This window comes from Candidatus Tumulicola sp., from assembly GCA_035601835.1.
Taxonomy (GTDB): domain Bacteria; phylum Vulcanimicrobiota; class Vulcanimicrobiia; order Eremiobacterales; family Eremiobacteraceae; genus DATNNM01.
Map to the genome: position 1 here is coordinate 216,203 of DATNNM010000012.1, position 20,821 is coordinate 237,023.

The 20,821-nt window shown below is 61.6% G+C and carries 24 protein-coding genes; 8 read left to right on the forward strand and 16 right to left on the reverse strand.

Annotated elements, in window-relative coordinates; translation table 11 throughout:
- Positions 1-18: 18 nt before the first annotated feature.
- The 4 genes from VN934_08765 to VN934_08780 are packed head-to-tail and all read left to right on the forward strand — an operon-like array spanning position 19 to position 3,356.
- On the forward strand, positions 19-891 hold the full coding sequence (locus VN934_08765; protein ID HXM18893.1) for a branched-chain amino acid ABC transporter permease: 873 nt from the start codon (positions 19-21) through the stop codon (positions 889-891).
- Positions 888-1,862 carry a branched-chain amino acid ABC transporter permease gene (locus VN934_08770; protein HXM18894.1) on the forward strand — a complete coding sequence of 325 codons (975 nt, stop codon included), beginning with the start codon at positions 888-890 and terminating at the stop codon, positions 1,860-1,862. Before VN934_08765 ends, VN934_08770 begins: the two co-directional genes overlap by 4 nt.
- The gene (locus tag VN934_08775; GenBank protein ID HXM18895.1) at positions 1,859-2,641 is read left to right on the forward strand and encodes an ABC transporter ATP-binding protein; all 783 of its coding nucleotides are present in this window, start codon (positions 1,859-1,861) and stop codon (positions 2,639-2,641) included. The genes VN934_08770 and VN934_08775 overlap by 4 nt, the downstream gene beginning before the upstream one ends.
- Entirely contained in the window at positions 2,634-3,356 is a 723-nt protein-coding gene (locus tag VN934_08780) for an ABC transporter ATP-binding protein (protein ID HXM18896.1), read from the forward strand. The genes VN934_08775 and VN934_08780 overlap by 8 nt, the downstream gene beginning before the upstream one ends.
- A 215-nt stretch (positions 3,357-3,571) precedes the next feature.
- On the opposite strand, the gene VN934_08785 is transcribed toward VN934_08780, so the two are convergent.
- The 5 genes from VN934_08785 to VN934_08805 all read right to left on the reverse strand — a co-directional run bounded on the left by VN934_08785 (position 3,572) and on the right by VN934_08805 (position 7,146).
- Positions 3,572-4,906 carry an RNA polymerase sigma factor gene (locus VN934_08785; protein HXM18897.1) on the reverse strand — a complete coding sequence of 445 codons (1,335 nt, stop codon included), beginning with the start codon at positions 4,904-4,906 and terminating at the stop codon, positions 3,572-3,574.
- Positions 4,846-5,226, reverse strand: coding sequence for a YciI family protein (locus tag VN934_08790; GenBank protein ID HXM18898.1), 381 nt, complete (start codon positions 5,224-5,226; stop codon positions 4,846-4,848). The genes VN934_08785 and VN934_08790 overlap by 61 nt, the downstream gene beginning before the upstream one ends.
- 30 nt (positions 5,227-5,256) lie before the next feature.
- On the reverse strand, positions 5,257-5,601 hold the full coding sequence (locus VN934_08795) for a DoxX family protein (GenBank protein ID HXM18899.1): 345 nt from the start codon (positions 5,599-5,601) through the stop codon (positions 5,257-5,259).
- A gap of 76 nt (positions 5,602-5,677) precedes the next feature.
- Entirely contained in the window at positions 5,678-6,034 is a 357-nt protein-coding gene (locus tag VN934_08800; protein HXM18900.1) for a YciI family protein, read from the reverse strand.
- A 134-nt stretch (positions 6,035-6,168) separates the two neighbouring features.
- Entirely contained in the window at positions 6,169-7,146 is a 978-nt protein-coding gene (locus VN934_08805; GenBank protein HXM18901.1) for a nitronate monooxygenase, read from the reverse strand.
- A gap of 96 nt (positions 7,147-7,242) precedes the next feature.
- On the opposite strand from VN934_08805, the gene VN934_08810 reads away from it, so the two are divergent.
- Positions 7,243-8,112, forward strand: a complete 870-nt coding sequence (locus tag VN934_08810) for a beta-propeller fold lactonase family protein (protein ID HXM18902.1) — start codon at positions 7,243-7,245, stop codon at positions 8,110-8,112.
- 53 nt (positions 8,113-8,165) lie between these two features.
- On the opposite strand, the gene VN934_08815 is transcribed toward VN934_08810, so the two are convergent.
- From VN934_08815 to VN934_08845, 7 genes are all read right to left on the reverse strand, one after another.
- Entirely contained in the window at positions 8,166-8,315 is a 150-nt protein-coding gene (locus tag VN934_08815) for a hypothetical protein (protein ID HXM18903.1), read from the reverse strand.
- 15 nt (positions 8,316-8,330) lie between these two features.
- Entirely contained in the window at positions 8,331-8,540 is a 210-nt protein-coding gene (locus VN934_08820) for a type II toxin-antitoxin system HicB family antitoxin (protein ID HXM18904.1), read from the reverse strand.
- 5 nt (positions 8,541-8,545) lie between these two features.
- The gene (locus tag VN934_08825; GenBank protein ID HXM18905.1) at positions 8,546-8,878 is read right to left on the reverse strand and encodes a helix-turn-helix transcriptional regulator; all 333 of its coding nucleotides are present in this window, start codon (positions 8,876-8,878) and stop codon (positions 8,546-8,548) included.
- Positions 8,859-9,215, reverse strand: a complete 357-nt coding sequence (locus tag VN934_08830; protein ID HXM18906.1) for a type II toxin-antitoxin system RelE/ParE family toxin — start codon at positions 9,213-9,215, stop codon at positions 8,859-8,861. Before VN934_08830 ends, VN934_08825 begins: the two co-directional genes overlap by 20 nt.
- Before the next feature lie 148 nt (positions 9,216-9,363).
- On the reverse strand, positions 9,364-10,434 hold the full coding sequence (locus VN934_08835; protein HXM18907.1) for a formylglycine-generating enzyme family protein: 1,071 nt from the start codon (positions 10,432-10,434) through the stop codon (positions 9,364-9,366).
- A 32-nt stretch (positions 10,435-10,466) separates the two neighbouring features.
- Positions 10,467-11,189: a hypothetical protein gene (locus VN934_08840; GenBank protein ID HXM18908.1), complete on the reverse strand. Its 723-nt coding sequence runs from the start codon at positions 11,187-11,189 to the stop codon at positions 10,467-10,469.
- Between the two features lie 162 nt (positions 11,190-11,351).
- The gene (locus VN934_08845) at positions 11,352-12,605 is read right to left on the reverse strand and encodes a hypothetical protein (GenBank protein HXM18909.1); all 1,254 of its coding nucleotides are present in this window, start codon (positions 12,603-12,605) and stop codon (positions 11,352-11,354) included.
- A gap of 87 nt (positions 12,606-12,692) precedes the next feature.
- On the opposite strand from VN934_08845, the gene VN934_08850 reads away from it, so the two are divergent.
- The gene (locus tag VN934_08850) at positions 12,693-14,540 is read left to right on the forward strand and encodes a hypothetical protein (protein HXM18910.1); all 1,848 of its coding nucleotides are present in this window, start codon (positions 12,693-12,695) and stop codon (positions 14,538-14,540) included.
- 525 nt (positions 14,541-15,065) lie between these two features.
- On the opposite strand, the gene VN934_08855 is transcribed toward VN934_08850, so the two are convergent.
- Positions 15,066-15,626 carry a hypothetical protein gene (locus VN934_08855; GenBank protein ID HXM18911.1) on the reverse strand — a complete coding sequence of 187 codons (561 nt, stop codon included), beginning with the start codon at positions 15,624-15,626 and terminating at the stop codon, positions 15,066-15,068.
- Between the two features lie 35 nt (positions 15,627-15,661).
- On the reverse strand, positions 15,662-16,030 hold the full coding sequence (locus tag VN934_08860; GenBank protein ID HXM18912.1) for a VOC family protein: 369 nt from the start codon (positions 16,028-16,030) through the stop codon (positions 15,662-15,664).
- A gap of 141 nt (positions 16,031-16,171) precedes the next feature.
- Here VN934_08860 and VN934_08865 point away from each other — a divergent pair, with 141 nt between their 5' ends.
- A complete protein-coding gene (locus VN934_08865) occupies positions 16,172-17,482 on the forward strand; it encodes a hypothetical protein (protein HXM18913.1) in 1,311 nt (436 codons plus the stop codon).
- A gap of 100 nt (positions 17,483-17,582) precedes the next feature.
- Here the strand turns inward: VN934_08865 and VN934_08870 are convergent, their stop codons facing one another.
- Together VN934_08870 and VN934_08875 are read right to left on the reverse strand one after the other, a co-directional pair.
- The gene (locus VN934_08870) at positions 17,583-18,764 is read right to left on the reverse strand and encodes a serine hydrolase domain-containing protein (GenBank protein ID HXM18914.1); all 1,182 of its coding nucleotides are present in this window, start codon (positions 18,762-18,764) and stop codon (positions 17,583-17,585) included.
- A gap of 4 nt (positions 18,765-18,768) precedes the next feature.
- Entirely contained in the window at positions 18,769-19,083 is a 315-nt protein-coding gene (locus VN934_08875; protein HXM18915.1) for a HigA family addiction module antitoxin, read from the reverse strand.
- A gap of 534 nt (positions 19,084-19,617) precedes the next feature.
- On the opposite strand from VN934_08875, the gene VN934_08880 reads away from it, so the two are divergent.
- The coding region (locus tag VN934_08880) for a hypothetical protein (protein ID HXM18916.1) at positions 19,618-20,821 on the forward strand (1,204 nt) is incomplete at its 3' end.

Sequence of the window (20,821 nt, forward strand, 5' to 3'; positions counted from 1 at the left end):
GCGCCGCTCCCCGAACCTATGCTCGAACGCCTCCTGCCGGAACTCGTCAACGGCATCGTCCTCGGCGCATTCTTCGCGATCGTCGCGATAGGCCTGTCGCTGATCATGAACCTGACCGGCACCATCAACATGGCGCACGGTTCATTCATGACGCTCGCAGGCTACCTCGCTTTCACGCTGGTCAGCCGCGGCACGAATTTTTGGTACGCATTGATCATTGCGGCCTTGCTCACGATGGTCGTGGGCATCCTCACCGAGCGGTTGTTGGTGTCGCCGCTCTACAAACGACTGCCTATCTACAGTCTGCTGCTCACGTTCGGCTTGTCGCTCATCGCCGAAGAGACCTATCGCCTCATCTGGGGGCCAAGCGCGGTGCCGTTTGGGCCGCCCACCTACTTGCTCGGCGCGACCAACGTCTTTGGTGCGCCGCTGCCCAGTTACCGGTTGGTGATCGCCGTTGTGCTCTTGGTCGTGATGGCGGCCCTCGTGGTCTTTCTCTACAGATCGCGGCTCGGTCTGCGTTTGCGCGCGGCCGTGCAAGATTCCGAGATGCTGGCGGCGCTCGGCATCAACACCCAGCTTTTGTACATGGCGAACTTCGCCATCGGCATTCTGCTCGCAGGCGTGGCCGGCGTGTTCGCCGCCGGCTTGCTCGGTCTGAACCCGAACATGGGCAACAACTTGCTCATGCCCGCGTTCATCACCGTCGTGATCGGCGGCATGGGCAGCCTGACCGGCAGCATCGTGGGAGGTCTGCTCATCGGCGTGGCGGTGAGCGTCGCGACGCTGTACATACCCGTCGCCTCGGAACTGGTCATGTACCTGATGATGGCGGTCGTGCTGCTCATCCGGCCGCGCGGGCTTTTCGGCGAAGAGGGTCTATTCGGATGAGCCGCTGGCGGACGATCCTCGGCTTGTCTGTCCTCGCGCTATTGCTGCTCGCGCTGCCGATGCTCATGCCGCTCGCGAAGCTGGACATCACCCTCGGCGTGACCGTGCTGCTCTTCGGCTTGGCGGCCGCCAGCGTCAACCTGCTTGTCGGCTACACGCGCACCATGGCATTCGGCAACGCTGCGTTCTTCGGCTTGGGCGCATACGGAGCGGCGCTGTTCGTGCAATACATCAAGCCGAATTTCTTGCTGGCGATCGCCGTCGGCTCGATCGCCGGACTCGTCGGAGCGCTCGTGCTCGCGCCGTTTCTGATACGGCGGCGCGGCATCTACTTCGCGCTGCTGACCATCGCTTTCGGACAAGTGTTCTACTTCATCGCCTACCGCATGACCAACATCACCGGCGGCGAGGACGGCATGACGGTGACCCGACCGCTGCTGCGCATCGGTTCCTGGAGCGCCGGCTCGCATGAATATTTCTTCTACTACTTCGTGCTGGCGATTTTCGGGCTCGTGATGCTCGGACTGTGGTACGTCGTGAGTTCGCCCTTCGGCCGAACCCTCGTGGCCATCGGACAGAACGAGGTGCGGGTGCGCTATCTCGGGCTCAACAGCGATCGCTTCATCTTCGGAGCACTCGCGATTTCCGGCTTCGTTGCCGGCATCGCCGGCGCGCTCTATGCGATGTCCATAGAGTTCGCTTATCCGCTGTTGCTCGATTGGCACCAATCCGGCGACTTCGTCATGATGGTGGTGCTCGGCGGATCGGGAACGTTTTGGGGGCCGCTGCTCGGCAGCGCCATCTACGTGATCGGCCAGAACGTGCTGAGCAGTTGGACGCACGCCTGGCAGATCATCATCGGCGGGATGTTCGTGGCATGCGTCTTGCTCTTCCCGCGCGGCATCTTGGGCCTCGCGTTGCGCCAGCGCCGCACCGTAGCCGTAACCGTAGCCGAGGCCAAGACGCCATGAGCACGGCCGTAGCAGGAGCGCTGCTGGAAGCGCGCGAGGTCTCGCTCTCGTTCGGAGGCGTGAAAGCCGTCGATCAGGTGAGTCTGTCGGTGCAGCCCGGTGACCTGCAGGCGATCATCGGTCCCAACGGCGCCGGTAAGACGACGCTGTTCAACGCGCTCACTGGCTACTTCATGCCCGACGCCGGCGAAGTCTACTTTCGCGGGCAGCTCATCACCCGCGCGCCGAACCACGTGCGCGTGCGCATGGGCATCAGCCGCACCTTCCAAACGCCGAGCATCTTCCCCGAGCTCAGCGTCACCGAGAATCTCGCCATCGGCGTCAACAGCCAAAAATCGTTGGCGCAACGTTTCCGGCCTCTCTCGGCCGCGCAGCGCCGCGCGGTCGACGAACGCATCGACGAGCTGCTCGGTTTCGTCAACCTGCGCAAGGCGCGCGACCAAATCGTGTCGCTGCTCTCGCACGGCAGCCAGCGCTTGGTCGAGATCGCGATGAGCCTATCGGTTTCGCCGCAGCTGGTCATGCTCGATGAGCCGACGGCCGGTCTCGCCGAAGCCGAAACGGACGGCATTTTGAGCGTGATCCGCGACCTGCACACGAGGCTTGGGCTCACGGTGCTGTTCGTGGAGCACAATATGCGCTTTGTATCCGCGCTGGCGGATGAGGTCACCGTCATGGAACGCGGTCGCGTGATCGCGCGCGGCGTGCCGACCAGCGTGCTAGCGGATCCGGCGGTTCGCGACGCCTACCTGGGAACCGAAGAGGTCGCCAGTGTCTGACCTGCTCGAAGTCGATCGCATCAACACGTATTACGGACGCAGTCATATCCTGCGCGACGTATCGCTGCGCGTCGAAGCCGGGGAAATCGTGGCGTTGCTCGGACTCAATGGAGCCGGCAAGACGACGACGTTGCGCAGCATTCTTGGACTCACGCCGCCGAAGAGCGGCAGTATTCGCTTCAACGGCCAAGACGTGCAGCGAAAGGCTCCGTTCCAGATCGCGTGCTGCGGCGTCGGCTACGTGCCCGAGGGGCGGCGGGTGTTCGCCGCTCTGACGGTCACTGAGAACCTGCAGCTTGCGGAGCGCGGTACCGGTGACGGTGCATGGAATATCCCCGCGGTGCTCAAGCGCTTCCCGAAACTCAAGGAGCTGCGCGATCGCAAATCGGGCCGGCTTTCGGGCGGCGAGCAGGAGATGCTGGCGATCGGCCGCGCGCTCGTCGGAAATCCGACGTTGCTGCTCGTCGACGAACCCTCGCAAGGCTTAGCGCCGATCGTGGTCATCGACTTGTATCGGACGCTCGAAGAGCTCAAGGCGCACGGCGTCTCGATCTTGCTCGTCGAGCAAAACGCGCTGCTGGCGCTGAAGATCTCGAGTCGGGCGTATGTGTTGGATGACGGCCGCGTGGTGTACGACGGCCCATCGTCGGATTTGGTGAACGACAGACAGCGTATGCGTACCCTAATGGGCCTCTTGGAGGATGTGGCCACCTAAATGTAGCGTTCTTAAATGTAGTGCCGGGGCTTTTGCCCCGGACGTGTTATTTTGAATTTGTAGTGCCGGGGCTTTAGCCCCGGAAAATGTAGCCACGGACCTTTAGGTCCGTGCCTTTATCGTAATTAAATGTAGCGTTCCGAGCGAAGCTCGAATAATGGTATTTGGGTTTGTAGTGCCGGGGCTTTAGCCCCGGGAATGTGGTATGCCGGACTTTAGTCCGGCACTGCTCCGCGTACGCACGCGGCCGCGCGCTCGAGCAATAATTCGCGCTCGCGTGCATTCCGCGTAAGAGACGCAGCGCGCTCAAACTCCGCGCGGGCCTCACCCAAACGGCCAAGTTTGGCGAGCAGGTCGCCGCGCACGGTCGGCAAGAGATGGTAGGCTCGCAGCGACGGCTCCGACGTCAGCGCATCAACCAGCTCCAAACCCGCCGCCGGTCCGAACGCCATCGAAACGGCGACCGCACGATTCAACCCTACAACGGGTGACGGGGCGATCTGCGCCAGCGCATCGTAAAGGGCCGCAATGCGCGCCCAGTCGGTCTCATCAGGCGTTCGCGCCCGCGCATGACAAGCAGCGATCGCGGCTTGCAACGCATACGGACCAAGCGCGCCGCCCAACTGCTCCGCCCGCCCAAGAGCCGCCAGCCCGCGACGAATCAGAATGCGGTCCCAGCGCGCGCGGTCCTGATCGAATAACAAAACAGGCTCTCCCGCCGGCCCGGTGCGGGCGCCGGAACGCGACGCCTGGATTTCCATCAGCGCAACGAGCCCATGAACCTCCGGCTCCTGAGGAGCAAGCTCGGCCAAGATGCGGCCCAGACGAAGCGCGTCTTCGCACAGCGCCGGCCGCATCCAATCGTCGCCCGCGGTTGCCGCGTAGCCCTCGTTGAAGATCAAATAGATAACCTCGAGCACCGACGACAGCCGCGCGGCCAGCTCGTCTCCGCGCGGAACCTCGAACGGAACCCGCGCTTCAGACAGCGTCCGTTTTGCCCGGACGATCCGCTGCGCGACGGTCGCCTCGCCAACGAGGAACGCACGCGCGATCTCGTCGGTCGTCAAACCCCCGAGCAAGCGCAGCGTCAAAGCGACGCGCGCCTCGGTCGAGAGAACCGGATGACATGCGATGAACATCAAGCGCAGGAGATCGTCGCCGATGTCATCGTCCAGCGCGCCGTCGAGATCCGACATCGCGATCTCCTGTTGCGTCTCCAACTCGCGACCGAGCTGCTCGTGCTTGCGCTCCAGCCGCTTGCTTCGGCGCAGCAGGTCAATCGCGCGATGCTTCGCGGTGGCCATGAGCCAGGCGCCCGGTTTATCGGGGATGCCTGTCTCCGGCCACCGCTCAAGCGCTGCAACCAAAGCATCCTGCGCGAGCTCCTCGGCCAGCCCGACATCGCGCACGATCCGCGTGAGACCGGCGATGAGCCTGGCCGATTCGATCCTCCAGACCGCGTCGATCGCGCGATGGGTGTCGGAGTCGGTCAGCGCCGCGCTTCCTCGCGCGCGCCTTGAATCTCCGGCGGGAAGTCCGACAACTCGAATATCTGCCGGATTTCGATCTCGACGCCGCCGTCAAACGGAGCGCGCTTGACCCACTCAATCGCCTCTTGCTTCGATTTGACTTCGAAGATCCAGAAGCCGGCGATCAATTCCTTCGCCTCGGTGAAGGGTCCGTCGATCACGGTGCGCTTGGCGCCGTCGAACTTGACTTTCGCGCCCTTCGACGTCGGCTGCAGCCCGTCGGCCTCCAGCAGCACGCCTGCCTTGCGCAGCTCCTCGTTGTACCGCCCCATCTCGGCAAAGAGCTCCTTGGGCGGCAGAAGGCCCGCCTCCGAGTTCTTGTCGCCCGGGACAATCACCATGAATCTCATAACATTTTTCTCCTTCCTACGCTACTTCCGCAGAGGGATCAATGCGCGCAACCGCTCGTCGCGCAAGAAAATCCCGCCCCAGATCAGCACGGCGATAAGAACCGGAAAGACCAGGCTGAAGAGCGGCTGGTCGCTGCGCAGCTGCGTAGCGATCGCGCCGCCAAGATAGCCGGTCAGCAAGATCGCGCCGAGCACCGAGGTACGCGGAATGACGTAAAGGGCGATACAGACCAACTCCGTGATCCCGAGACCGATAGCAGCGCTCTGGGGGAAACCGAGCTTGGCGAATGCCTCCACGACTGCCGGCGGCCTCATAATATGTATCGTGGCATCGAAAAGTAAGAACAGCACCATCAGCGTGCTCATGACGCGTCCGGTCCAAACCATCGCCCCCCGAACCGCGCGAGCGGTTTCCTTCAAGCTTTTCCATCACAGCTCCGATCTAGAAGTCCGACTCTTCGAACACCTGGCGCACCTCGATCACGTCGCCATCTTGAGCAGGGCAGCGCAATGCCCATGCAACCGCCTCTTCCTTCGACTTGACCTGGATCATCCAGTAGCCCCCAAGCAGCTCCTTCGCCTCGGCGAACGGCCCATCGGTCGCAGTGCCCTTGCCGCCGGAGAACTTGATCCGCGCGCCCTTTTGGCTGGGGTGCAGCCCGTCGAGCGCGAGCACCACCCCCGCTTTGGTCAGCTCATCGTTGTACTTGCCCATCGCGGAAACCAGCCTGGCGTCCGGTCGAAAGTCCGCCTCAGCCTTTTCGTACCCCTTTGGGATCATCAGCATCATGAATCGCATCGTACTTTCTCCTCTCTACCCATACGACGAACAACCCTCCACGAAATCGACATCGCAACCACAGACCCCGACCAAGGTAGCCACGGACCCCGACTAACGTAGCCACGGACCCCGACTAACGTAGCCACGGACCTTTAGGTCCGTGTCAAGCTTTGCCCGCCACGTTCCCGCATAACGCGCTCAGCCTCGCCCACAATATCCCGAACCAAATCGCCGGCGCCCCTCGTGGTCGACACAAGACCGACGCCCTCTCCCGCCCATACCGGCCTCCGGCTGACGTCATCGGCGCGGACGGCAGCGTCTAAGTCAGCCACCGCCTCAGCCGCGGCCGCTCCCAGTTCAGCCTCGCGACCATGCCATCGATCGCTAAAGGCATTGCGCGCCGCGCGGCCGGCGATGTGCGCGGGCCACGGATTGCCGCGAGCGATATCAAAAACGCGAGTCAGGATCGTGTCCGCCGCGCTCATCTCCAGGATGCGGCGCTTTTGGTTGGGCGAATACAAACTCTCGGGCGATGCGAGAAAAGCGGTTCCGATCCAGGCCCCTTCGGCGCCGAGCATGAGCGCCGCGGCCAGCGCCCGCCCGTCGGCGATACCGCCCGCGGCTATCACCGGCAGCGGGGCCACCGCACTCGCTACCACCGGCACGAGCGCCATCATCGAAATCGACCCCGTGTGCCCGCCGGCCTCCGCACCTTGAGCCACGATCGCAGCAACGCCCGCTGCCGAGGCGCACAGTGCCCCTTCAACGCTCTGCACCTGACAGATGACCTTCGCGCCCGCTGCAAGCGCGGCGGACATATAAGGTGACGGATCGATGAACGAGTGCGAGATGACCGGGACCCGCTCGCTGAGCGCCACCTCGTACAACTCGGGCATCTCGGGCAACCAATGGGTGACGAAGCCGACACCGAAGGGTCGGCTGGTCCGTTCGCGCACCAGCCGGATCTGAGCCTTGAGCCAACTGGCCTCGTGACCCATCGCTGCGATAAGCCCCAGGCCGCCGGCTTCGGAGACAGCTGCGGCAAGCTCGCCCCCGGCGGCCCCGGCCATCGGCGCGCTCACAATAGGTTTTTCGATCCCAAAGAGATCACAGATGCGCGTGTGAAGCATGAAACTCAACCTCGCAGGGATGGCTTACCCCCTTCGCTCGCGAAACCCCGCGAAGCTTTGTTACTTTTCGCACACATGACCGCGAGGATTTTGCACATGAAGCACACGCTGCCAACCCTCATCGCCGCTGCCCTGCTCGCCGGCTGCAATTCTAATACCATCTTCGGGCACCCGGTGGGACCGCCACCGCTCATCTACGTCGCCAATAACACGAAAGTTTTCGTCTTCGATTTCCAAGGCAACCCGGCAACTGTGTCGGGAACTTTTCCGAACACGAACTTCCCAGATGACGTCGTCTACAACCCCACCAACGGTTTCCTGTACGTGGCCAACTCTGGCAATGACACGATCACCGTCTACGACCTGCAAGGCAACCAGCAGACGGTGAGCGGCACCTTCGCCGGAGTCAGCAGCCCTCGCGGCATGATCTATGATCCGGCCAACGGTCTTCTATACGTGGCCAATAATAGTTCGATCATTACGGCCTACGATAAGAACGGAAACCTGCAAACCTTGACCGGAGGCTTCCTCGGCCTGAACGGCCCCGAAGCCATCGCGTACGACTCTGCCAACGGCTTCCTCTACGTCGTCAATTTCTTCGGCCCCATGACCGTCTACGATCAGCAGGGGAACCTGCAGACCACAACCGGGGCATTCACCGGGTCGACGCAAAGTTGCGGAGTGGTATTCGCTCCGACGACCGGGCATATCTACGCCAACGGTTGCTCTCCGACTGGCCCATGGCATGTGTACGACGCCCAGGGAAATACGGTGACGATCAGCGGCACGTTCCCGAATTCGACCTCTCCGCGCATCACGTTCTACTATGCCCGCGGCGACAGCATCTACGTTCCGGAGCAAGGCGGTACGAAGGTGAACAACTACGACCCGAGCGGCAATCAGCAACCGTTAAGCGGATCGTTCACGGGTTTAACCAACCCGTTTGGTCTCACCGTCGCGCCCTAAACGATTCGATTAATGTAGTGCCGGGGCTTTAGCCCCGGAGGTATTTGGTCGGTTTAGACAGTGACTCGGATCAGCTCGACCTGGCCAGGTTTCGGCACAGGCAGGTTCCGGTCGCGAAGCGCATCGAGATGATCGGCGATCGCCCCCGGCGCCGAGGCGAGCAACTCTTCGCGCGTGTCGGCCGCAAGCAAGAGACCGGGCAAGTCCGGCCATCCGGCTTAAGCGGCGTCGATGGTGAAAGCGACCGCTGCAGGCTCCGGCACGACCTCACCGTGCTCGCGCAAAGACTCGACGTGCAAAAGGACAGCCTCGCGAATCCTATCCGCGACAAAGTCGCGCGTCGGCCCAACAGCCGTGCAGCCTGGAAGATCTGGCACATATGCGCCCCACCCAGTTTCCCCATGCTCGACTACAGCAATATATTTCATCGCCTTCACCCGTGAACCAACACATGCCCGCGCTTTTTCGGATTGCGCGTCCGCCGAATGGTGATCTCCACATCCTGCCCCAATGAGGTAAGAACGCGCATGAGGCGTTCATAGGAAAAATCCCGCGTGTCGCCTCGCATTAAGCGGGAAACCTGAGGCTGAGTTAGGCGGATGAGTTTTCCGGCCTTCTCCTGGCTCATTTCCTTGCGCGTGAGCAGATCCGCAATCGTTTCGACAATGCGTGCCTTTGCGAGCGCTTCCTCCGGCTGGTCGAGACCAATATCCGCGAATATGTTGCCGCTACTGCGCCTTACAGATTTATCGTTCTTTCTCGCCATAGTTCTCGTTCCAGTGCCTCTGGGCTGTCTGAAGGCGACGCTCGATCCGCTCCAATTCGCGCCTTGGAGTAGCTATACCCGACATCGATTTCTTTTGGAAGGCGTGCAGCACGTAAACAACGTCGCCAAACTTGGTCGTGCATGCCGTGCGGTACGTCCGGCGGCCAGAATCGTCGCGCACGGCGATCTCAATCACGTCCCGCAAGTTGCCTTTCATAGCCTTGGCGTCTGGATGGTCCTTGCCGCGCTGGATCTGACGCAGAGCGTAGCCCGTCACGAACTTGACTTCCGGCGGAAACGAGGAAAGATCGTCTTTAGAGGATGCGAGGAACTCCAACGGTCGATCTCGCCAAGCCGGTGGCTTGTCGCCGAGGCTCAAGAATCCTTATACCATATCCGGTCTAAACGCGCAAGCACAGCAACGCATCACGCGCGTGGCTTGATCTGTCAAGGGGCATAGAAAGCCCGTCCGCGAGGAGCCCCGGCTAGTCCGCTACCCGAAAGCCGATATGATTGGCCGAACTGCTGGGCTCGGTTTGCCCGCGCCCGCCGACTTCATAGCGCGAGCAGAACTGATCCGTGCAAAGGAACGAGCCGCCGCGCACCGATCGCTTGCGCACGCTGGGCTGGGTGACATCAAGACTATCCGCCGGCCCCTTCGGGTTCACGGCAACGCCACCGGCAGCCGCCAAAGAAGCGTAATAATCCGTACGATACCAATCCGACGTCCACTCCCACACGTTGCCGGACATGTCGTAAAGACCGTAGCCGTTCGGATGGAATGAACCCACCCGCATGGTCGTGGGGTGATTGTGCGGCGCAGTACTGTGGTCCGGGAAGTGCCCCACAAACGTGTTGGCCATCGTCACACCCCGCGGCGCGAACTCCCCACCCCACGCGTATTGCCTGCAGCTCAGCGCGCCGCGCTCCGCGAACTCGAACTCCGCCTCGGTCGGCAAGCGCATCCCCGCCCACTTCGCATACGCTTGCGCGTCCTCGAACGCGATCTGCACCGCCGGATAGTCCCCGCGCCCGACAATCGAACTCCGCGGCCCATCCGGATGTCGCCAATTCGCGCCGGGTACATAGCGCCACCACTGCCTCTCGTCGTTGAGCTCCACCGGGTGGTCGGGCGGCGTGAAGACGAGCGAGCCGGCGACAAGATCCGCAGCCGCCACGCCGGGAAAGTCTTTAGGACTCGGGCGCCGCTCCGCGACGGTCACATAATGCGTCGCTTGAACAAAGCGCGCGAATTGATCGTTGGTCACCGTGTTCTTCGCGATCCAAAAACCGCTCACGCGCACGCGGTGCCACGGACGCGCGTCGCCGAACTTCGGATTATTCGACCCCATCGAGAACTCGGCGCCCGGTATCCACACCATGCCGGGCCGCGCCTTAGCACCAACCGGCCGCTCGCGCGAGAAAATGGTCGGCGTGCAGCTCGAAGCGTTAGCTGATGTCGAACCCGAGGAGAACATCCCTTGCGCGGATTGCGTCTTCGCGCATGCCGCGCTCAAGAGCACCAGCACCAGCGCTGCCGCCAGACGAACGAACATATGTAGTGCCGGGGCTTTAGCCCCGGTTCTCTCTACCGGTGCCCGAAGAACCCGCCACGCGTCGGCGTGCAGTAGCCGCCGCCGATGATGATGCCACCGGGGACGACGCCACCTGGATTGAACACGCCGGTCGGCGGCCGCTCGTTCCAAACGGGTCCGCCCGTGCTCCTTCGTGTGCCCGAGTCAACCGTGGTCGGATCATCAACAGGGGCCGAGCCAGAGTTGGTGGACTCGTTTTTCGGATTGGTCGACGCCGAAGTTGAAGACTGGGTCCGGGGTGCGGTTCTCGGTGCGGTTTGCCAAATGGGCCGAGTTTGGATCGTGCGATACGGCCGCGACACTACCGCGTGCTGCGCCGCAGTCACCGTGCTCGGCACCGCGACGGTGTATCGTGGTGTGCTGACGACTTGTGGTGCGATAACAACAGGCATGCCGACCTTTAGTCCGGCCGCGCCTTTATAACCAGCAGCGAAAACCGGATGCGCCACCGTCGCCGGCATCAGCAAGCGAGCCACGATGTAAGCGGCCGCTAATGCGAAGACCCCCAAAATGGCGGTCAGGTGCCACGGGCGGATCGCAAAACGCCGCACCGCCGCGGCAGTCGCCACCGCGGGGATCGCGCGCTCTTCAATAGAGGGATAGAGTTCTGGATTTGCGGCGACGAGCCGCTTTGCGAGTTCTTTATCGACGAGGGCTGAGAGCTTTTCGTCCAGCGAATCAGAATCAACAGTGCGCCTGTGCCGATGATCGATCACGGTAGGCCTCCGACTGCCCCAAAGCACCCCTGGATGGATGGCGTGATTACGCGGGCGGCCCCGCCAAGCCTGCAACGACCAATGAACAATCTTTCTCAGACTTCGCGTGGTGGAATTCTATGGATTTCCCCAGCCAAAGCCACCGCCGCGTAGCCCTTCCGCTCAAAACGCCGTGTAAGGCTTGCCCGCCTGCGGCATCTTGATCGAGGGCGGGCGATGAACGATGTGCGGGAGCTTCTTCGGGCACGTCATGTAGGGGCGCAAGGCCGCATCCGCAGGATTCCGGCACAAGAGATAATTGCGCTGCGGGTCGGTGGTCAGAACGTGCCTCATCGTCGCCACTTGACCCTCGCTGAACGTCGCCGGCCGCTTGCACACGAAGTAGCTCATCACGTCGCCTTTGTCCGGACGAAACGTGAGCGCAACAGGCTTGCCCGCGAACGAGGCGTGCAAAGTGTATCGCGCGGCGTGGAACACCACCCTCGCGCCGCTGCCATCCTTGATCGTCTTATCGGGCGTGTCGCACATGCTGAGGTTGTTGTCCGTGAACAGATGGGCGCCGGCGTCCGACGGCGTGTCAGGCACGGTGAACGTCCAGCCGCTCATGATGGGGGTTCCGTCGTCGATCAACGGCCCACCGGCCGAATCGCCGTCATAGATCCTGATGGACCGTTTCGTTCCGGCGCGAGGCGTTCCATCATACCAGGATTGCAGCAGCGCGGGCGTCGACAAGAAGTCGTACGACCCCGGGAACGTGTGCGGCAGACCGAAATAATGGCCGACTTCATGCGTGAGTTGGCCGAAGAGCTGATAGACGTACCAGCCGCCGGCGTTCTTGATGCCGCAACCCGACTTATCGGGGCCCAGCGGCCCGTAGGGCTGCCCGGCTTTGACGCGGTCGGTCGCTACGGTCGTATAGCAGTAGACCGACGGCATCACGGTATAGCTCGCGCTGCACCCTGAGGTACTAGAGCCCGTGCACCCAGAGCTGCCGACGGGGACGTACTCGTTGTACGCGGTGTAGCCATTGCCGGTCACCGCGACGCCCGAGCCCGCGGGATTGTATGCGCGGAAGAAGACGACCATCTTGTTCGGATATTTGGCGGCGTGCACCGATGCGACCCCATTGCTGTTATGGTCCAGACGGTTGATCGTGCTGTTCCGCACGCGCGCGAGGTCCTTCTTCGGATCGAAGTCGATGACGATGTTCGCATGCGACACCCTCAACGACTCATTCGCGTTGTCGATCCACTGCTCGAGCTGCGCGATGCTGAGGACGCCTTTCGGGTTGCTCCCGTCGTTGTCCGAAAGAAGCACGGCCTCCATGCGCACGTGGATCATCATTGAATCTGGCGCGTCTGCCTTTGCGGCCGCGACCAGCAAGAACACAAACATAGCAGCAAGCAGGTGTTTCAAAGTCGCCCTCCTCCACCGAGAACCACGGTAGATTCTTGAAAGGCGGGCGCGTGCCTCTGTGAGAATTATTCCGCGGGTGGTAAAAAAATGAAACTAATATTGCGCTTCGCGTCACTCGCCGTTGTCATGACGCTCGTTCTCGCGTTCGGGCCTGCCCGAGCGGGCTTGCCCGGGATCCCTGGTGTTCCAAGTATCCCTTCCGTACACCAAGCCGCGAAGGACCTCGTCTCTAAGCAACTCGTCAAACAGATGGGGGACGAGTTCAACCTCGAGCAGCCCCTGCGCCTGAGCGCGGCCGCGGAATATCCGATAACGGCGACGTTGCCCGGCGGTCCATTCCGCCCGGTGAGCCAAAATGTCGTCAAGAGTCTGTACGCGCATTCGCACGACGGCCGCGTGCACTTTCCGGTCGGCGATTATGCGATCAGCGTCTTTAACTACTGCATGCTCGCTCATCAACATGTTCCGACCCGCAACAAGTTCCGCCTCACGCCGATCCAGGGCCGGTGGGCCGACATCGCCTCGGCGCTGTTCGCCCGCACTTCCTATGGCTACAATCCCCATGACGTCCAAATCCTCACCTGGTCGTTGCTGGCCGGCATGAAGTACCAAGAGCTTTCCCCGGCTTCACGGCATCTCGTGGACACGGTCTTACCCGACTTCAAGTCGCGCATGCAGGAGAGCTTCTACGAGAAACTCCAGCGGTACTGGACTCAGATCTCGTCTAAAGTGCCTGGCATTCCCAGTTTTGACGCCGCGCTCGGTCAGATGGGCGGCGTCGGTAAATCCATCGTCGAGCTGCGTAACATACGTAACGAGCTCGTCAGCAGCGCGGCAGACTACGACGCCATCATGAGGGATTTCGCCACCATTGGCCTCGCTCGAGTCCCCAGCGACATCGCGCCCACCCCGTGGAGCATCATCAAGCCGGGCGTCTACGCGCGCATGCTCGACAAGGGGGGCTACCTGAACCCCGGCGTGCTCGAAATTCGCGTCACGCGCGAAGCCGTGTCTCAGCGCAGCATCCAAGTCGCCAGTCTCGGCAGCCGCGGATTCCCATACAGCATTGCTGCCGGGATGGGCGGGGCCGATCTGGGCACCACGGGGATGGCGGGCTATCCGGGCGGCGCGGTTCAGGCACTTGGTTGGAATCCGAAACCAGGGGATGACCCCGGCAATGGCTCCCCCGGTGGAGGCGCGCCGAATCCCGGTTCGGCACCCGGCGCAAACGGAGGTCCAAACCCAGGTCAGGCGCCGAACAACGGCGGCACGCCGAACCCCGGTGAGAGCCCGGGCGACGGCGGCGGTGGGGGCGGAGGCAACAACGGCGGCAACAACCCTAACAAACCGAAACCCAACGAAGACGACGGCGATAGTTCGTCGCCCTGCGATCCCCCCGATAACGTGTTCGGCGTCGACAAGGGCAAGCTTATTAGTGACAGCCCTGGCGGTATGGACATCGGCCGCGGCGGCGGACACGGCATCGTTTGCCTGTTGCTCCGGCCATTTGTCAGTCTCGCACCCCTTGGCTGGCCAAAACGGCCTGGCGGCCAAGTCGATGATGGAGCGGCAAGCTTCAGCCTATTCGGACATGGCCAGCCCGGCCATGTCGTGATCATCGCACATTACACTTGGGCGACCACCTCGACACCGACTCAGCTCTACGCGAAAAAGCACGTCACCGCTATCATCGATTACGGAAACGTCACGGCGTTTTGCCCTGATTTGACGCAAACATTGGCGGGAAACGGGCCCCAAGGCGGTTGGCTCAGCGGTGCCGAGCTTGAAAACCGTCTGTGCATCACCGGCATGAAGGGTCAAGCGATTCATGTGAACGCATGGGTCGTCGATGGCGACTTTGCCGGATCTCAAGCTCAAGCGCGCCAAGTCGACCCGAACAACTTCCTTTACGAGGACAGTTCGGGTACCATGTGATGAACGCTCGCGGTCTCCGAATACTTGTCGCCGCATCCCTCGCCTTAGGGCTGTCCTCGACACCCTTCGTAGCCCGCGGGGACAGCGATGACCCGGCGGCGATTGCAAAGTTCCTATCGATTGGCTTCGCGAACGCCCACGATGGCTTCATGGCGCTCCGCGGACAGCGTTTGACCGACGAGATTTACAGAGCGTCGGAGTGGCCCGATCACACGCACTTTATCACGTGCCTCGTGCTCTTCTCGAAGACTCTTAGCGCATATGTGTACGCCTGCACTTCGACGGCACGGAGCGAATCGTTTAATGCGCTCTTCAACATGGCGTCGGACGCTGTGCAGGCAAACTTGCCTGGCGGCTACACCAGCGGTCCTGTCGATCAAGGTGGAGGTAGCGGCGCCGTAAGCCAAATGTGGTCCCGCGCAGGGTATCCGTACGTCCTCTTGACCGAAAAAACCAACGGCGCGGACGATCAACCCGAATACACCATAGCAATAACCGCGAGCCCAGCGTCGAATTAGCGGGTTTCTACTTGCAGAGCACGAGATACCGGAACGGATCGTCTGAGTATTTCATCTCCGTGAAACAGATGCCGCCGAGCGACAGCTCCAGGCGCGGCGTCGCCTTTTCCGTTACGATGAGCAATGGCGCTCCCGAGGATGCTCGCACGTACCAATACGAGAGATACGACGAGCCTCGTACCGGAATGCCTGAAGTCTGGCCCCAACGATACACGCGCTGCGCATCCGCGACGTTGAAGCGCCGCACGAGTTTGTCGCCCGAATTGGTGTCGTCGCGCACCTCCTCGGGATCTAGGCGCTGCAACGCGGGCGCGCCGACGTAGCGAAACCCAATCGGACGTTCCGTCGTGTCTCGACCCTCCATCTGAACGGTCACCAGCAAAAGCGGATACTTTTCGCCCCGCACGCGGATCAGCTGGAACCTCGATTGGTTGACGTAACCGTCCTCGTCCAACGTCGTGTGCGCTACTTTGCCCGCGACGTAGTATGCAACGCGAGCCCCATGCATCCAACCGTCTGCACGCATCGTGAGCGTTGCACGAACATCGTCGAGGGTCACTGTGATCATTTGCCCGCTATCCGCCTAATGTGGTATGCCGGACTTTAGTCCGGCTCTTTATGCGTAGCGATTTGCCAATCGTTACCGTAAGGGTCCTTTACCATCGCGCGACGATCTCCATACGGCACATCGCGAGGCTCCTCAAGCGAAACGGCGCCGGCTTTCAATGCGCGCACATACGTTGCGTCGACATCATCGACGTAGAGGTGGAGAAAGGCCGGCATCGGTTTGCGAGGGCCAACGCCGCTCACCATGATGATCGAATCGCCGATTCTCATCTGGGATGGCGCGGTGGTCACGAAATCTCCGCTCGCGCCGAACGCGTCCTTGAGGAACTGAACCAGCCCGGCTGGGTCATGAACCACGAGACGAGGAGTGACGCTATGCCAACCCGCCGGAATCGATTTCGCCATTTGGGGGCTTGATTGTCGCTGACAGATTTCATTCCTTCGAGTTGCATGTATCGTTTGACAGGTATTCGGCCGGTCTTCGAGCAACCGAGTGACCAGTTGTTCTCATCTGCATCTCTGCATCCGAAAGAAAGTGTGATTAGGATGATCAGACGGCGTCTGATTTCCTTTGTTCTCGTGACGGGAATGCTCGCCGTCTTCCAGGTCGGTTGCCAGTCATCGTCAGCGGTGCCGGCGGTGAAGCCGCTGCCGGGTCAAGCCGGCACGTTGGCGCACGCCCATCCTGTACACTTCGACCGACTCCACATCCATGTCGTCAACGGCTACGGAGAATTCCGCGGCGGCCCGGAGACGTTTGTGCCGCGCGGGAACAACTACATACGGCTGGCTCGGGTCGACGGTTTTTACGGTTCATCGATGGTCACCCACACGACTTTCAACGTCGGTCTGTACGACTCCGCGCGCGCGGAAGACGCATTGAGCCAAATGGAAGCGCTCGGTTACAACGTGGTGCGCGTGTTTTTGAACGGATGCTGTTTTGGTTCCATGTACCTGTCGGCGAACGGTCCGCTCAATAACGCGTACCTGCCGAACGTCGCCGACTTCCTGCGCCGCGCAAAAAGCCACGGCATCCGCACCGTCCTGACGACAGATTTCGCATACGGACGCGACCCGAGCTTCGCGCCGTGCAGCGCCAATTTCGGCGGGCAGAATCTCCGCTATTTGACCAGTTGCGGCGTGGCAGCCGATAAGGGGTTTTTCACCGACCTCATCAACGGCCTCAACGCAGCCGGTGCGCCGATGGACGATATTTTCTCCTACGAACTTCGCCCCGAGCAGGACTTCAACGGCGATCAGCTGCCGCTGAGCTTGAACGCCGGCATGGTCACCACGGCGAACGGGCAGACGTACGACATGTCGAGCGCAATGTCGCGCCAGCAGATGATGGACGACGGGCTGGTGTTCTGGGCGAACGAGGTGACGGCGCAGATCAAGGCGCTAGCGCCGCAGACGTTCGTCGACATCGGCTTCTTCGCCCCGAATGCGCCCACGGTTTGGCGGGATAACGGGGATAACACTCGCATCGTCAAGCCGTATCCGGCCATCGCGTCCTCGAATGTGGACTACGTCAAGTTTTCGCTCTATCCCGATCAGGGGCTCACGCTCGCGCAAGCTGCGACGAACTTCGGCTTCGCCGGCTTTCAGCAAAAACCGATCGTCATGGGCGAATTCGGCGAGCTTACTTCCTTCTCGGTCCAGCAGGCCGCGGCGACGCTCAAGCAGTGGCAGATCGACTCGTGCAACCTGTACCACTTCAAAGGCTGGCAGTTGTGGTCGTGGGATACGGAGCCGGGGGAGCAGGTCGACATTTCACTCTGGACCGCGGTTGACTCAGGTGGCGTGATAAACAACAGTTTGGCGCCGGGGGCTCGCCCGGACCCCTGCGCCCCCTGACCAACCGCAGTATCATCTGCCGCGAGGTACATGTAGCTACGGAGCTTTAGCTCCGTGCACCCTCGCTCCGTAGCCACGGAGCTTTAGCTCCGTGCACCTGTCAGTCCAGATGCTGGTACACGATCTGTTCAAAATCTCTCAACGTGCGTATTGCTCCGTCGTCATAGAACGGATACAAGTGCATCAGCATGACACCCGCGACGTGCCGCCGCGGATCGATCCAGAAGTGCGTGTTGCGAACGCCCGCCCAGCTCAGGCTGCCGGGACTGCGGAGTTTCGCGTCGCCGTCGCCTTCCGAGGCGATCATAAAACCAAGTCCGAACCGATCCCGCCCCGCGACAAGCGGAAACGGCTTTGTCATGATCGGGTCTGCAGCAGGCTGCTGCTCGACGAAGAGCGCTCCGATATGGTTTTCGCCCATCAGCCGCACGGACTCTTCGGTCAGAAGTGTGACCGAGCCAAGCGTGCCGCCGTTTAGCAACATCTGCACGAACAACCCATAGTCTTGCGCCGTCGAATACAAACCGCCATCCCCTTCGAACGGAGCGGTCGGTGTCGAGTCGATGGCCTTTCGCGGCCGCTCCCGCAGCATTCCGTTCGTGCGATCGTGGATCGTCGGCACGCGCGATTGCTTGTTTGAAGCGACCGCGAACGACGTGTCCGCCATCCCGAGCGGCCCGAAGATCCGCTCCTGAAAATACGCTTCGAGCGATCTGCCCGTGGCCTTCTCCACAATCATTCCGAGTACAGTCGTACCGGCGCCGTACGTCCACTTCTCGCCGGGGTCGTGCAGAAGGGGCAGCTCCCACTCTCTTTTCTGCGTGTCTTCCTGTAATCGGGCCACAATCGGGCTTGTGAAGGCGTAGCCGATACCCGAGGTGTGTGCCAACAGATGGCGGATCGTCACGGGGCGTTTCGCCGGTCGCGCCTCATACGAGCCGTCGCTCGCGTCGAAAGCTTGGATGACGCGCCAGTCCTCGAACCCCGTGAGGTGTCCAGATACCGGATCATCGAGCCGGAGCTTCCCGTCCTCCAAGAGCATCATGATCGCGACCGAGGTGATCGGCTTCGTCATTGAGGCGATGCCAAAGATGGCGTCGGATATCATTGGCACGTTGCGCGCGACGTCGAGCTTGCCGGCGCAGCCTTCGTACAGCACCCCGTCACGGTCAACGACCAGCGCCACCACACCCGGCGCGTCGCCACGCTGGACCGCCGCATCCAGCTGCCGCGAAAGAGCCAGGCTGCCGGCTTCCGATAGCCTGTGCCGAGCGTGCTTCATGAACCTAACCCCGGGCAGTCGTCACTTCGCGCTCTATTCGCTTGCCGAGGTTGTGCCGGGCGACGCGCAAGTCATACTCGATCTGAAGGCCGAGCCAGAGCTCCGATGAAGTGTCGAAATAGCGCGCAAGCCGAAGCGCGGTGTCGGCCGAGATCGAGCGACGGCCACGAATGACTTCGGTCAGCCGATTCGCGGGAACTCGCAGCTCGAGCGCCAGCCTATTGGCCGTTAGACCACGAGGTGCCATGAAGTCTTCGGCCAGGATTTCGCCGGGATGAATCGGCTCAAGTCTTTTTGGTTTCGACGTCGAGCGCGTCACCGTCTCTCCATCGGAAGCAAAACTTCCACCATTAAGCGGCGTCGATGGTCAATGCGAACGCTGCAGCCTCTGGCACGGCTTCACCATGTTCACGCAAAGACTCGACGTGCAAGAGAATAGCCTCGCGGATTTTCTCCGCGACAAAGTCGCGCGTTGGGCCGACGGCCGTGCACCCCGGAAGATCCGGCACGTATGCGCCCCATCCCGTCTCGCCATGCTCAATTACGGCAACATATCTCATCGCCAGCCCGCCTGTTTCTCGATGCTTCTCAACGTCCCCACCGGGATTTCGTCGCCTTCCCGATCGTAAGCGACCGTGACACTCCCCGACCTAATCGGATGTCGGAAGATGTGATGGCTTCCCTTAACGCGATCAAGCGCCCAACCGTCTCCCTTAAGCCGCGCAAGCACCTCGCGTACCTTCGCTGCCATAACGGTGCTTACTTGCGACCTCTCAAGGAGCAAAGAATAAACTCCCGGCACTAGACAGCCCGTTGCCAAGTCGTGAACAATCCTCGGAAGCGAGGATTGACAATGCCAACAAACGGAAGCTCCTACGGTACCTACTGTCTGGGAATGCTCATCGATGCCGCACTCGAGGACGAACTCATCGTGGAGCGCCGGACCTGGAAATCGCTGCTGGTACGCCCAAAAGCGCACCTCAGCCGCGAGCTGAAGCGACTGGGCCTGAGTCCCAAGCAGGTCGGCGACTGCACGCAGGCGCTGTCAAACGACGGTGAAGAACAGATCGCCGTCATTTCGGTGGGCCGTGGCGGCCACCAGTGGCCGAACGAAATAACGATCGCGGCGGACCAAGACCAACTCATCGGAGCATTCGACCCCCGAACCGACTTCGACTTACATATCCCCGACGCCCAACCCACACCAAAACGTAGCCACGGAGCTTCAGCTCCGTGCAAAGCAGCCCACACCCGCCCCTACCTCATCCCGATCGTCCAAAAAATCCTGGCCGACGGCAAACCGCGCAGCGCCCAACAGATCCTGGAGATCGGCATCGCGCAAGGGCTGCTGCCCAAAACCATGCTGCGCAAGAACCTCTACGGACATCTCGTCCAGTACATCGAGCGCACCAAAGCGCACGACAGAAAACCGCTCATCATCCAAAACCAAACCGACCGCACCTTCACCATCAATCAGCCGCCCGATGACTGGCCTGACATCCCAACGCCGGAACCCCCGGACCAAAACCAAAGCCAAGACCCGCAACGCAAAGCCGTCATCGAGACGCTCACAAAAACCTCCACCGGCACCAATCCGACCGACTTCGAGATCGCGGTCTGCGAGGCGTTCGAATACCTCGGCTACATCGCCAAGCACATCGGCGGCGAGCGCAACCCCGATGGGGTCATCGACGCGCCGCTCGGCCCCAAAGCCTACCGCTCGATGATCGAGTGCAAGACGTCGGTGAAGGGCCTGGTCCAAGGCAGCGGATTCGTGACCGAAGCGATCAAGTATAAAGATGAGTACCACGCCGACTACTGCGCCGTCATCGGCCCCAAGTTCGAGCAGCTCGGCACGCTCGACGCGGAACTCCAAACGCACAAGGTCGCACTGTGGACGGTCGCCGATCTGGTCAGGATCCTCAGCATGGCGACCAATCCCTACGAGACGATCCCGCTCTTCGACCCCGGCCGCGCAAGCAACGTCCTAGACGACATCGAGTGGGAGCGCCGCCACGGGCGGGCCAAGCGCGTCCGCACGATCGCGAACGTGCTGC